Origin of the sequence: Pseudoteredinibacter isoporae (assembly GCF_011602085.1) — a bacterium.
Taxonomy (GTDB): domain Bacteria; phylum Pseudomonadota; class Gammaproteobacteria; order Pseudomonadales; family Cellvibrionaceae; genus Pseudoteredinibacter; species Pseudoteredinibacter isoporae.
Window position 1 is genome coordinate 363,496 of sequence record NZ_JAAONY010000003.1, and the last position, 13,731, is coordinate 377,226.

A 13,731-nucleotide genomic window follows, 5' to 3' on the forward strand; every position below is an offset into this window, starting at 1 on the left:
CTACAAATCGACACCTGCTACTAGCTCTTAATGCCCTCCAGATATGAATCAGAAATTCAAGATTATTCCTAGGTGAGACATACCGAATTAAAAACCAACAAATATTAATCCCCCTTTGTTAGCTTACAATTTCCAATCTTATAAAGATCAACGCCAAGCCCAGTTGTAGTGCCTACAGACCTATCTGAACCATAGGAATATACTAAAACACAAGTATATTGACCGACTTCAACTGTCTTTCTTATGTAGTCATTCCCCCACGGATCTTTCGGTAGCACCTCAGAATCCAGGCTAAATAGGTATTCATACATTTGGAGTTCTGTTTCACTATACAAATCACTGTACTTATCAGGTGTATCAATAAAATTGGGAATGTAAATAAACCCAAGTACAAGTAACAACATAAAAGAGCTAATAACTACGATCTTGCGCTTCTGCCCAATCATTGTATTCATTCTCTATTTCTTCCCCTATTTGATAAATATTTCCATGCCTTTCCCCGCGATCATCATATTTATTATGGGGTTCACTCCATCCCCAACCAACAAAAATGTCCCCCCAATCAGTCATCCCCCTTCCGATAAGCCCACCATAACTATGCAATAGTTCATGAGCCAAAATCCCAGTCAACTCGCCACCAGTTTCATACATTGGATCAATAAAAATAACCCCTAATCCATTTGTTCGCCCCAGTGTTCTACGACCAGGTTGATCCTCCAAATCCTTGACTTGAACTACGCCAAAAGTTCCTAAAGAAAAAACTCCTCCAATACGAGATATTATGTCAGGCCGATATCTAGCAATCCATTCGTACGCTTTTGCGATATCTGAAAGCACTAGCTCCCGCAACCGATCACAACTCCGATTATCTCCCCTATTGCAGTAGTGATTCAGTCTGAAACGCTCTTTTCGTGTGTTTTCTGCATCAATAACCGCAGGCTTGTCAGACTTTTTATCCTTTTCCTCTTTCTTTGGAGCATCAGAATCTGAGCGATTATCACCGGTAACCCAGCCATCGTAGTCATCTTCTTCCTGCGGCGTATAAGCCCCTACACCCCAGAGCCAAGCATTCAATGCACCCTGCGGCCCTGGTCCCGGACACGCTGGAGGCCCGTCTCTAGGACATGTTGCACCGGGCGCATCTTCAACCTCATAGCCATTCAAATCGACGTATTTAAGAGGGTTGTTATACGCATAAGTATAACGATTGTAATTTCTCCCATTGTCCGGCTCCGACGTTACAGGATCTGGACTCATCATCTTACCCAATTCCGCCGAATAAACCCGCCCATTCATATGAATAATATCCACACCCGAAAGATGCTCATGGCCGGTGTAACCTCGATCAAAGTTATCGATGCTTGCAGGTGCTTGATAAGCGCTGGCCCAATCGGTGGCACTGCGTCGTTTACCCCAGGCATCGTAGCTTACTTCGCCTAGAACGCTGCCATCACTTTCTTTACTGATCGTGGTAATTGAGCCTAAATGATCACGGTGCAGGTATTCATGATCCGTACTTGGCGCACTGCCCGTTTTCTCTCTGCGCATCATGACCACGCGGCCATTGGCTCTCACCAGATGGCGATACTCGGTTATGCTGCCTTGAGCAATAACTTCAAAGTTACCGCCGACATAATGAGTCACCCTGTCCGCTTGCCCGGTTTCTTGATAAAGCTGGCGATAACGGGCTCGATTCGGTCCATAGCTGAACTCATAGCGATGACTGCCTTCGGTTAAGGTCAGTGGCTTGTTGTAGCTGCTCCAGGTTGCACCGGGCATATTGTCGCCGGCGAAGAAGTTGCCATTGTCATCGTAGCTGTAGTTGGAAGCCACACCATTCAATACGGTATCAATCACCGCATTGGCTCGGGTAGTACTGTAACCGTAGATTCCAATGTCCGATTTCAAGGTGATGTTATCGGTTTCGTCAAAGCCATAATCGACTTTGGTTTGACCGGCGACCTGAGCGCTGGTTAAACGATCCAAATTGTCGTAGGTAAAGACTTCGCTCAGATTGCGCGTAACATCCTGGCGTTGGGTCATATTGCCCAGATTGTCATAGGCGTAGTTAAAATGTTGTAAGGCGTTATTGTCCGCTTTTACCGTTTGCTGCGAAGTCACTCGCAAACTGTTCGCCGCGTAAGCTTGAGTTAGTGTGCTGCCATCCCCCATCCATTGCTCAGTTAAGCGTCCTGCCGCATCCGTATTGACCAGCTGGTAATACACCTCGGTATCGGCATCGTTCGTAACACGCTCTAGGAAGCCCAAATCATTGTATTGATAACGTGCTTTCCAACCGCTCGGACTCCCCGGAGTTACCGGATACGTTATGGTTTCCAGATTGCCTTCACTGTCATAACTCATGCCCTCGGTGTAACTCACACTTTGGATCTGAGTGGTGGTTGAGGTTAAGCGACCAAACTGACCGGCCGCGTACGCGTATTGACGACTAAAGCCCGGCATGCTTTCACGATGCAGTTTACCCAAGCCCATATTGCCATTGGCGGTATTATCATATTCCCATGTGGTTGTGCCTTCGGGTTCATAGCGATGCGTCATACGCCCCAAAAGGTCATAAGCAAACTGCACACTTTGACTCGCCGCCCACATTTTCGGGCTGACCTCTTTGGTGCGCTGCCCTAACGCGTTGTACTCGTAACTGTACACACCGTGGCTCGGGTCATCCTGCTGTGTCATACGCCCCAGGCGGTCGTATTGATACAACACTGAAAACTGTTTGCTTAACCCCACCGCACTGCGCACGCGTGTGCGCTGACCCGCCGCGTTATAGCTAAAATCAGTTTTAGTGCCTGCCTTATCAACAGATTCAATCAACCAACCATTGGCATTGGTTTTTGCCACCTGACGACGATTGGCATTATCTTTCACCCCTGCTTCAAAACCGTCGTAATCAAACGTGGTATCGGAAACATTATCAGCAGCATCGACCGAACTGATTCGGTGATAGGCATCATAGTGGGTAGTATTCCAAATTCGAGGGTCACCATCGAAGTATGGCTCGGAAACTCGATACTGGCGACCATGGGCATCGTATTGTGTATCCTTGTTGACGTAGCGACCGTCGAAGCTTTGGGTGCGGACACGTACCGGGCGACCTAACATATCGTAGAAAGTTCGTACGGCGGGTTTGCCTGAAGGGACAACCTCTGTGTAATACTTCGCTCCATTATTTTGCCCGGAGGTATCACGGCGCATAGCGTACTGAACCGTATTCCCATCAGGCAACACTGTCCCCGTCGAAGAACCGTAATTGTCAAAAGAGAAAGTTTGAGTCAGGCCGTTAGCGTCTTGTTGAGAAGTTAGAAACCCTTCTCGAGACCAAGCGTATGAAGCCTTATGCCCTACAGCATTATGCATAGATTTAGGCTGTAACCCCCAACTATGGTACTCCGTAAGGCTGGATCGCGTTGTAATACCAGGCCCTGAAATCTCGACTTTAACCGGACGTCCCTTGCTGTTGTATTCAAAACTCTGGGTCAGCTCCAAAGGTGCACCCGCATTAGGCTCCTGATAACGATATTGAACTAAACCATTGGGATAATAATTAAAGCCGGTGGTACGCGTAAGCGATGCATCAAATACACCACCCTGGCCAAATTGCACTTGCTCCTGATCTAACTGTGCCAAACGCCAAGTACTGGTGTTGATGGTAAAGTTGCGCTGTTTTTGAGTATTAAAAATTATGCCCGTTTCATGGTCATTCAATTCAGTATTGGATTGCGTGACATTACCAAAAGTATCAACCGTGTTATTCACAATGCGCGTGCTCAGCAAACGTCCATCCTCAGGATCGTATTTTTGGCTCGTTGAACTACTCACATATGGAAATACCGGGCCGCTACCAACTGTAGCTTGGGAGGCATAGCTGTATTGTGTACGAGATAAACGACGCGAGCTGGCAATATGCTGTTTCTCAACTTCAACTGGACGACCAATTGTTGGAAAAGCCTGAGAATAATGCGTTTTTGTTGCAATACCGGTTTGAGAGTTACTTACCGTAATTTTTTCAAAACCCAAGTCTCCACGACCATCCACACTCAATTTACGGCCTTGATAGTGATAAGTTTTAGTCCACTCACCGCCCACGCCATTAGGCTGCTTCAAGGCATGTACGACTGTTCTGCCACCAGTTACATCCATCATCGGCAAGACAGATCCAGAACTTGCAGTATGAACAGCGCCATTCGCAATCGAGTCATAACTAAACTCCGAATACGCACCCACACTATTGGTGATTTTGCTAACTTTATTGGCATCCACAGTTTTATTGATTTGCAACAACATGGTACCGGTTTCCCCATAGGTGTATATGGGGACATGTCTGAAATATCCGGTTTTACAATGATTTGCCAGCGAGATCACATGATCCGATTTACCATCGTTGTTAAAGTCCAAGATTTGGCGATGAAAATTGTGCCCTTTTGTAGCATCGCCACTCGCAATGCCATTCAATATGCTAAATGACCCACCAGCCGATTGCCCATACGGAGGAGATAATACAGATACTCCGCCGCTTACCTTATACTTATCGCTATTGTGCGCTGCCTGTGCATGAATATGTTGGAGTAATTCATAGTGGAAACTTGAGCTATCTAGATAGCCATCTCCATTCACGTCGGGAATAAGTCCGGCATTGGTATAAAAGTGATCATAAGATTCAAACCCAGAGCCATCGTTAATACGATAATGCCAACCTGTCTGGCCATTTAGCTCTTTATATTCCAATCGATCAGGTAACCCATCCTTGTTAACATCCATATACGATGCATTCGGAGATTGCTCGTAAGGATAGTTGTTTGAGTTATTACTCCAATATTGGGCACTCGAAAAAGTAGATCCATTGTTGATGTGAAACGCCAAACTCCCTGAAACAATATCAATCAATCCATCACTATTAATATCAACCCAAGACCTGCCCTTGTCATAGTATCCGTTCACGCCAGCGGCCCATTTGGCGGCCACTGAAAAATCACTGCCGGTATTGAGGCGAACATAGACATCGAACCATGCAAAATCCAGATTTTGTCCGCCCTGATTGCGTCTGGTGCTGTACCGATAGATAGACACAAAATCGAGACGACCATCACTATTGACGTCTCTCAAACTATGCTCTGAATCCAGTGGAACCATTGTGTATGTCTGATTTCCCCACACCGTTTGAGCAGGATCAGTGGGAGATAAACCCCAATTTTGAGTGGAAAACCCCGTGCCGGTCGATAGTGAGACTTCGATATTGCCTGAAACATCCTTATCAACATTGACAATGTCAGTTTTACCGTCGTTATCGATGTCACCGAATAGCAGTTCCTCTACGTCATTTGCAGCATCACTGGACCAAGTTTCTACGGCATCACGGCTACTAAGCCAGAGCTTCGGATTAAGTGTGGAAGAAGCGTCAAATGCAAATGAGCTTTGCGGCTCAAAGAACAGGTAATCCACACGACCATCACCATCAAAATCGTGCCAGCGCGGGTAATCCTGCATTTCTTTAGGGCAAGAGCGTGAGCCATCGGTGGGAATAGGCTCAAAGGGAACCGTTAAGAACTGAGGATCAGCAGTCAATGCGCCATTTCCAGCCCATTCGATATTTAGCGTTTCCGGGCACCCTCCTTTTCCACATTTTTTGATGGAGGTTAACTGATCCACAGGGGATGGGTTTTTATAACGAAAGTAAAGTGTAGAAACTTTATTGCTGCCAACATAAATCTCAGCGTTTTGGATTCTCTTAAAGGAAAGGGTTTTCCTAAATCCACCCTGCCGCCCAGTGCGCCAAGACCCCTCACTTTTAAACTCAACTCTGTAACTATCATTGAAAGAGTTGTTATGTCCAAAAATAATCTTTCTAATTTGATAAGAACTGTAGTTCGAATCACGATCATACTGGTATTTGTACATATTACCCGATCGATCTTCGACCTTACCTAAAGCCCAAGTAACAACAAGATTCCGTCGCCAAACTTCAATCTTTGATGTTTCAACCCCATAATGCTTGATGAGGCCCGATTTGGTTTCAACCTTAAATGACAGAGGTCCACTTTCACTTTGGCCAATTGAAGTAACGCGAGCAAACCGATCATTCTCAGTTCGATACTCAGTTCCATTTGCTCCGTAAACACCTTGAACTGCAATTAAACGTTGACCATTCAGACAAAACCGATCATCACTATCGTATCCAATAGTTCCAACTTCGCCATCGTGCAACATTGTTTTGGGACAACGCTCAATTTTGTCGTCAATCCCCCTAATCGACCAGCCCTGCCCCAACAATCCTTCTTTGGCGTTACTGTTGTAGTAGATACTAAGGTTTGGACGTAGTGCACCAATATGCTCTGGAATCTCAAATGGTATTTCATAAACGGCCGCCCCTAAGTGGTCAACCCGAGCCTGGCCAGGCAATTCACCTCGGTACACACCACCCAAGTTTGATTCCAAGGTGAAATTAGGCAAACTCAAACCTGGCGGAGTTGCAGTTTGAGCGGCAAGGCTTTGTTGAGCGGAAAATAAGACGATTTGCGAAAACAGAAATAACGCAACAGGAGAGCGCAGCAATGAATGCATTTTCGTTCCTTGAAATTACCACAGAGAATTAGGGTTTATGTTTCGAGGGAAACGATAAACTGTAAATTTCGACAAATCAATCCAAACCTGTCACAAAAACCAACCTCAAACCACCCACACAAGACTAAAAAATAAACAATTTTAGGATAAAACCACACTCTATATCCGAAAGACGGAAAGGACTTCCCGCAGAAAAATAGTGATAAACAGGCCATTTTGAACCTGCCCCGCCACTGGAAATCTCTACACGTAATTCTCCAACCTCAATAAATATACCAAAAAAGAATAAGCTTATTCCAAAATTGACATAAGCTAATATCCGCCCTATCCTAGCGCCACTTCCAGCCATTTCAGGATGCTCTAATATGCCTTCAAGTGCACAATCCGCAGACGTTCGTGGTTTTTTCGATCCGGAGACGTTTACGATCACCTATCTGGTAAAAGACCCCATCAGTTCAGCCTGTGCGATTGTGGATTCGGTACTGGACTACGATCCAGCATCCGGGCGGACATCCAGTCACAATGCTGATCGCTTGATTGCGTTGATTAAAGCTGAGGGCTTGCAGCTGCAATGGTTGCTGGAAACCCATGTGCACGCTGATCACCTATCGGCGGCGCCTTATATTCAAAAGCAGTTGGGCGGTAAGATTGCCATTGGTGAGCATATTACCCAGGTACAGAATGTGTTTGGGGATTTGTTTCATGCCGAAGACGAATTTTCACGTGATGGTCGCCAGTTCGATCAACTGTTTCGCGATGGGGATGAATTTGCCATTGGTGAATTACAAGCCAAGGTGATTCACACCCCGGGGCACACTCCTGCCTGTGTGAGTTATTGGGTGGAAGATTCACTCTTTGTGGGTGACACCTTATTTATGCCCGACTACGGCACTGCCCGATGCGATTTTCCCGGTGGCGATGCACGGACCTTATATCAATCCATTCAAAAGTTACTCAGCCTGCCTGATCAAACCCGTGTTTTTCTTTGTCATGATTATCTGCCTGAAGGACGCGAGGAATATCAGTGGCAAAGTACGATTGCCGAACAACGTCACAATATTCACCTGGCTGAAACCAGCGAAGCCGAATTTGTAGCGATGCGCCAGGGGCGCGACGCCCAACTTTCTATGCCTCGTTTAATCTTGCCCTCTGTGCAAATCAATATGCGAGCTGGCCACAAGCCTCCCGCTGAAGACAACGGAAAGCGATATCTAAAAATTCCATTGGACGCACTGTAACAACTTGCATATCACGGCGCTGTACTTTGGGAAACATCATGCAAACGAAACTCTGGCCAAGTCTGTTACCCTGGCGAAAAGACTATCATAAAAGCGATATTCCCGCAGATGGTTTGGCAGCCGTTATTGTTACCATTCTTTTGATTCCGCAAAGTCTGGCGTATGCCATGCTCGCAGGCCTGCCGCCGCAAATGGGCTTGTATGCCAGCATATTGCCATTGCTTGCTTACGCCTTATTTGGCAGCAGTCGAGTACTCGCCGTTGGTCCAGTCGCTATTATTTCATTACTGACAGCAAGCACCATTAGCCAGTATTCGGGCAACGAGGCTATTCAGGCGGCAATGATGTTAGCCGCGCTTTCGGGTGGCATGCTGTTTACAATGGGAGTTCTGAAACTCGGTTGGCTCGCCAGCTTATTGTCACAGGCCGTAATGACGGGTTTTATTATTGGCTCAGCCCTACTCATTGCCTTAAGTCAGCTGAAACACATTCTGGCAATTCCCTTTAGCGGACATAATCTGCCCGAAATGTTCAGTAGTTTTCTACAACACCAATACGCGTTTAACGACCTCACGCTTTGGGTTGGGCTGGGAAGTCTAATTTTGCTGATCCTGAGTCGCCGTTTTGGTAGCGCTCTGCTAAAGCAGCTCGGACTTAGTGAAAAAACGTCTAATCTTCTGGGCAAAGCCGGCCCTATTGTGGCAGTAGTTGTTGCGATTCTTGTGGTCAGGTTTTTCAAGCTGGATACCATGGGATTGTCCATTGTTGCTGATATTCCTGGCGGTTTGCCGGCGCTTCAACTGCCCACAACGCATTGGCAAATGGCGCAAGACCTTCTACCGGCAGCCTTTATGATCAGCCTGATTGGCTTTGTGGAATCCGTTTCTGTGGCTCAGTCACTCGCCGCCAAACGTCGTCAACGCATCGAGCCGGATCAGGAATTTCTTGGCCTGGGTGCCGCTAATGTCGCCGCTGCTTGCTCTGGCGGCTACCCTGTTACAGGAGGCTTTGCTCGCTCGGTAGTGAGTTTCGATGCCGGTGCCGTTAGCCCGATGACCGGAATTTTTACCGCCATTGGTATCAGCATCACCTGCCTGTTTTTAACCCCGCTGTTTTACTACCTCCCTCACGCAACCCTCGCCGCTACCATTATTGTTGCGGTAAGCTCTCTGTTGGAATGGCATGCTCTTCGTGACACTTGGCGTTTCAGTAAGATCGACTTTATCGCTCTGCTCACCACCCTTCTGTTGGTCCTCTTGCAGGGTGTAGAAGCCGGTATCTTTGCCGGTGTGGGAATCTCGCTGGCCTTGCACCTATGGAAAACCTCTCGCCCCCATATCGCCGAAGTGGGATTAATGCCGGGCACCCAGCATTTTCGCAACAAAGACCGCCACAATGTTATCTGCAGTGGCGCTGTGCTCTCCGCCCGCGTGGATGAAAGTCTGTACTTCGCCAATATCCGTTATCTGGAAGACAAGCTTTACGCTGAAGCCATCAGCCGGGAAGGCATCGAACACGTCGTGCTGATGTGTTCCGCTATTAACAGCATTGACTATTCAGCCCTGGAAGGCTTGGAATCCCTCAATTTGCGGCTGAAACACGCGGGCATACAATTCCACTTATCCGAGGTAAAAGGCCCGGTTATGGACCAGCTGAAACGCTCCCGCTTCCTGGAGGACCTCAGTGGTCAGGTCTTTCTCAGCCAATACCAAGCCTTTAATCAACTCTGCAACGAGCTGGATGCCACCTTAACCCCCAGAATCTGACAGACGATAAACGTTAGGGAACTATTCCCAGCGAACACTGCCCAATCAGCATTCTCAAATTCTTTCTTTAGCCTTTGAATGCTGTGCAATTGGAACAGAGCGACTTACTATCAACGGATGAACTCAGCCTGGATCAGGCCGCTGCCCTGAACTTGCCGGTGTTTTCTGTTTCTTCGGAAAACAACACTCAAAGCATCCCTCCCCAAGATAAACTGATTTCCGCCTGGGACGGCCCCGCCCTTTTTAGCAGTCTCGCCACTTTTGGGATTTTTATCAGCTTGGCGTTTCTTAGTCAGCCAGAGTTTGATAACTCCCCACCCAAAACCACTTTATCGGTGAGTTTGAACGCGCCACAAGCCAACAGTGAACCGATCATTGTGGAACCTGAGAAAACACTTCCCGACGTTAAACCCGAAGTTAAGCCCGAAGTCATTCCCAAGAATGAAGCCATTACGGAACCTCAAACCGAGAATGCTAAAGAGGCCCAACAAACTGAATCACCGCCAACTGCTGTGACAAAAGCGATCGATTATTCATTGATTCAATCCATCATCGATAGCGAACCCGCCGATAATAACCCACTGGGTGCGGAAACCCAGAAAAATACCGGGCCACACAATACGGTATTCGATAACAAGTTTCGTCAGTATTTACACAGCGAGGAATTAAAAGCGTTTAATCGTCGGCGGGAATCTGTAGACATCGGTAACTACAGAAATAGCGAAGGTGAGCATTTCAGTGACGGGAATGGCAACTGCTTTAAAATTATTGATAACCAGGGTGAAACCATGTGGGTTAGAAAAACCTGTTTGAAGAAACAGAAACGAGAAACTGAGTTTGGGCGGCTCAAGCTTAACTAAGCAACATAGGTGGCTAGGAATTCGAGTTCGAGTCATGTACCCGCTTATGGAGGACGCATAAACCCATCCCTGGGGCTCTGCTTCGGCTATCCCTGCCGAAGAAGCCTCCATAAGCGGGCACATGACTCGCACTCTCTTACGTGCAGATCCGAATCAAAATATCATTAAGCACAAACCAGAATTTATCAATCAAATGAGAAAAATCGAGATGGAAAGCTTAGCTATAGTAGAGTCAAGGGCGAGGCCATCACTTTATAGGGCTTCTTCGGCATGGATAGCCGAAGCAGAGCTCCACGGATGGACTTGTGCGTCCCTATAAAGTGATGGCCTCGCCCTTGACTCGGATTCAGGCCACAACAAATGAAAAATTTAGACTAGAACTTATAACCAACTTCTTCGTGCAATACAATGTCCAGGCCTTCGACTTCATCTTCTTCGCTCACACGAATACCACCGGTCATCAGCCCAACCAGTTTCAGCAACACGAACGTGACTACCGCGGTGTACACAAACGTTGCAGCAACACCCACGAATTGAACCCAAACCTGTCCAGCCATAGTGTCAATACCGTCTGCAAAACCCCAGCCAGAAAACACACCCAGATCCTGAGAAGCAAACACACCAGCCATTAATGTACCAATGATTCCACCTACACCGTGCACGGGAAATACATCCAGAGAATCATCAATTAAGAGCTTACGTTTGATCCATTGAGTTGCATAGAAACAAACTACGCCCGCCACCAAGCCGATCACCAGAGCACCACCGGGGCCAACAAAGCCAGAAGCCGGAGTAATCGTACCCAAACCTGCAACCATACCAGTTACAATCCCCAACACACTCGGTTTGCCATAACGAATCCACTCAATGGTCATCCAGGCAAGTGACCCTGCAGCCGCAGAAATGTGCGTCACCAGCATGGCCATAGCGGCGTCACCATTGGCCGCCAAGGCAGAACCACCGTTGAAACCAAACCAACCCACCCACAGCATACCGGCACCGGTTACGGTCATGGTCAGGTTATGGGGAGGCATGGGCGTACGAGGATAACCACGACGGTTGCCAATCACCATGGCGGCAACCAAGGCACCTACCCCCGCAGTAACGTGTACAACCGTACCGCCAGCAAAATCAAGCAACCCCATTTCTTGCAGCCATCCGCCGCCCCACACCCAGTGACACACCGGAGCGTAAACGAAGATCAACCATGCGGCACTGAACAGGAGCATGGATGAAAATTTCATACGTTCCGCAAACGCACCCACAATCAGAGCAGGCGTGATAATTGCGAAAGTCATTTGGAAAATGAAGAACAGTGGCTCAGGAATATCACCACTTAAAGTGCCGGCATCGATACCATATAAAAACGCTTTACTGAAATCTCCAATCCAACTATTCCCTTCAGCAAAGGCCAAGCTGTAAGCAAAAACCAACCATAAAATTGATGCGACACAGGCAATCGCAAAGCACTGCATTAATACCGACAGCACATTCTTGCTGCGTACCAGACCCGCATAAAAAAGAGAAAGTCCTGGCAGGGTCATGAATAACACGAGGGCCGTAGCCGTTAAAATCCAGGCGGTATTCGCGCCATTTAAGGCATCGGCATACACCGTGTTTGGCAACGCTCCCCCGAGCAAAACCAATGGTAGTAATCGTTTCATAGGACACATCTCTTTCATTGCTATGGTTCTTATATGGCCTCGCACAGCCAATTCGAAGGGGGTATAGCAGTAATCGTGCCTAAAACAAAAATTATCGATCATGCCTTGTAAACAGGCATTGCGGCAGGGGCTTGCACCAGCGAGGTGATTTTAGAGTGTGCTGAATTGCACTAGAAGAAGGCAGGGAATCATAATAAAAACGGGCAACGCACCACAATGAAGCATTGCCCTTCAGTATTTATAAGGTGCAAATCAACTTATCGCCCAAGCTGCTCAGACAGGCGGAAACGGTAATCGAAGGTGACATCTTCATCATTGATCATCAATGCGAAGGCTCGCCATTGGCCATTGGGATCGCGATAAAAACCTGCCAAACTGCTGATTCGCAACATGGTTCCGGTTTTTGCACGAATATGATCACGGGCGCTAGGCAGCAACCAGCGCCACGGACGCATTTCCTCTGCCACAGACAACAGCTGTTTGGTATTCAGGCGATTTTTGCGAGACAACCCAGCACCGTCATAAATCGCAAAATCCTGCCATCCCAACTTTTCCCGAAACCTTTGGCTGGCGTAATCAATAGCAGCTTGCTCGGTGACTACGCCACCATTGGCCTCAGCACCGAGTAAAAGAAACAACTGATTGGCCGTGTAGTTGTTTGAGTATTCCAGCATTTGCTCAACAACCCGGGCCATGGTTTTGGAATTTTTGTGCGTATACACTTTTTCAGCGTCAGCAGGCAGTTTTGCCATTGTAATGGGCAATTGCTTTCCAAATACAATCTGACTGAATACTTCTGCAAAATACTGTGCAGCTTTATCCCCGCCTCCCGGCAAACTCATTCGGTAACTGCCCTTCACCCAGCGCCCGAGCTTTTTACCCATCGGGGTCATTGGAGTTTGCGCTTCACCGGAATACAAACCACGGCGATCACGTTTTAAATACACCGTATTGTAATTCACGCCGATGGCGGAATTTGCCGCGTCGTAAGGATTATTGGATTTGCCGCGACCATCCAGTTTGATTTCCGGAAAATAGCTGTGGTCGATGGCCAGATTTTTTATGCCATTGAGATCCAGTTTTTTATCCAGCGCCAGGGCAACCAATTCCAATTCTTCTGACGTCAAATTGGGGTCACCCAGACCACGTACCCACAAAGTATCGTCGGAACGATAAAACTCTGTACTCAGTCGATGATCTTCACCCCAGTGATCCAGAGCGAGGTAAGCGGTCAGCAATTTCATGGTGGATGCAGGGATCAATAATTTATCACTGCGAATATCCACCGCACCCGGCCCTTTGGCCGTCAACAGGCTCGCCTCGGGCATGGCGTTGACTTCTTTCAGGTAGTCAGCCAACGGCTTGGCCTGACCGTTTGCGGCAACACCCACAGCGAAAGCCGCCGTCAAGACGACCTTGGCCGCCACCTGTTTGCGACGGCCATTAAATTTGGAAATAAAGCGTTTGATCATTATTTAGTCTTTCTTATTACTGCATTTACATCGGCTTAGCGACAAAGCATGGGATTCTGCCACTGATCAAGACGCATTGAAAGCGAGAGAATCTTGCCCGTAGATACCCTGACCTCCCACCGAGTTGAAAGGCCAGGTTTAGGCTTAGAGGA

8 protein-coding genes are annotated in these 13,731 nt (G+C 47.5%); 3 read left to right on the forward strand and 5 right to left on the reverse strand.

The annotated features are described in order from the left end of the window. Window positions 1-104: 104 nt before the first annotated feature. The 3 genes from G8768_RS18000 to G8768_RS18010 all read right to left on the reverse strand — a co-directional run bounded on the left by G8768_RS18000 (window position 105) and on the right by G8768_RS18010 (window position 6,928). Window positions 105-455: a type II secretion system protein GspG gene (locus G8768_RS18000; protein WP_166848138.1), complete on the reverse strand. Its 351-nt coding sequence runs from the start codon at window positions 453-455 to the stop codon at window positions 105-107. After that, window positions 412-6,579 (reverse strand): RHS repeat-associated core domain-containing protein, encoded by a 6,168-nt coding sequence (locus tag G8768_RS18005; protein WP_166848132.1) that lies wholly within the window; start codon window positions 6,577-6,579, stop codon window positions 412-414. The genes G8768_RS18000 and G8768_RS18005 overlap by 44 nt, the downstream gene beginning before the upstream one ends. 124 nt (window positions 6,580-6,703) lie before the next feature. Continuing rightward, entirely contained in the window at window positions 6,704-6,928 is a 225-nt protein-coding gene (locus tag G8768_RS18010; RefSeq protein ID WP_166848126.1) for a hypothetical protein, read from the reverse strand. Between the two features lie 16 nt (window positions 6,929-6,944). Here G8768_RS18010 and G8768_RS18015 point away from each other — a divergent pair, with 16 nt between their 5' ends. The 3 genes from G8768_RS18015 to G8768_RS18025 all read left to right on the forward strand — a co-directional run bounded on the left by G8768_RS18015 (window position 6,945) and on the right by G8768_RS18025 (window position 10,443). Continuing rightward, a complete protein-coding gene (locus G8768_RS18015; RefSeq protein ID WP_166848124.1) occupies window positions 6,945-7,817 on the forward strand; it encodes an MBL fold metallo-hydrolase in 873 nt (290 codons plus the stop codon). 38 nt (window positions 7,818-7,855) lie between these two features. Continuing rightward, on the forward strand, window positions 7,856-9,583 hold the full coding sequence (locus G8768_RS18020) for a SulP family inorganic anion transporter (RefSeq protein ID WP_166848122.1): 1,728 nt from the start codon (window positions 7,856-7,858) through the stop codon (window positions 9,581-9,583). A gap of 83 nt (window positions 9,584-9,666) precedes the next feature. Continuing rightward, window positions 9,667-10,443: a hypothetical protein gene (locus G8768_RS18025; protein ID WP_166848120.1), complete on the forward strand. Its 777-nt coding sequence runs from the start codon at window positions 9,667-9,669 to the stop codon at window positions 10,441-10,443. 374 nt (window positions 10,444-10,817) lie between these two features. Here the strand turns inward: G8768_RS18025 and G8768_RS18030 are convergent, their stop codons facing one another. Together G8768_RS18030 and G8768_RS18035 are read right to left on the reverse strand one after the other, a co-directional pair. Beyond that, on the reverse strand, window positions 10,818-12,107 hold the full coding sequence (locus tag G8768_RS18030; RefSeq protein ID WP_166848118.1) for an ammonium transporter: 1,290 nt from the start codon (window positions 12,105-12,107) through the stop codon (window positions 10,818-10,820). Window positions 12,108-12,364: 257 nt separating this feature from the next. Beyond that, window positions 12,365-13,579 (reverse strand): D-alanyl-D-alanine carboxypeptidase, encoded by a 1,215-nt coding sequence (locus tag G8768_RS18035; RefSeq protein WP_166848116.1) that lies wholly within the window; start codon window positions 13,577-13,579, stop codon window positions 12,365-12,367. Window positions 13,580-13,731: the final 152 nt, after the last annotated feature.

Coding starts and splice junctions, on each gene's coding strand:
- G8768_RS18000 (WP_166848138.1), bottom strand. CDS start 455: ATGAATACAATGATTGGGCAGAAGCGCAAGATCGTAGTTATTAGCTCT.
- G8768_RS18005 (WP_166848132.1), bottom strand. CDS start 6,579: ATGCATTCATTGCTGCGCTCTCCTGTTGCGTTATTTCTGTTTTCGCAA.
- G8768_RS18010 (WP_166848126.1), bottom strand. CDS start 6,928: ATGGCTGGAAGTGGCGCTAGGATAGGGCGGATATTAGCTTATGTCAAT.
- G8768_RS18015 (WP_166848124.1), top strand. CDS start 6,945: ATGCCTTCAAGTGCACAATCCGCAGACGTTCGTGGTTTTTTCGATCCG.
- G8768_RS18020 (WP_166848122.1), top strand. CDS start 7,856: ATGCAAACGAAACTCTGGCCAAGTCTGTTACCCTGGCGAAAAGACTAT.
- G8768_RS18030 (WP_166848118.1), bottom strand. CDS start 12,107: ATGAAACGATTACTACCATTGGTTTTGCTCGGGGGAGCGTTGCCAAAC.
- G8768_RS18035 (WP_166848116.1), bottom strand. CDS start 13,579: ATGATCAAACGCTTTATTTCCAAATTTAATGGCCGTCGCAAACAGGTG.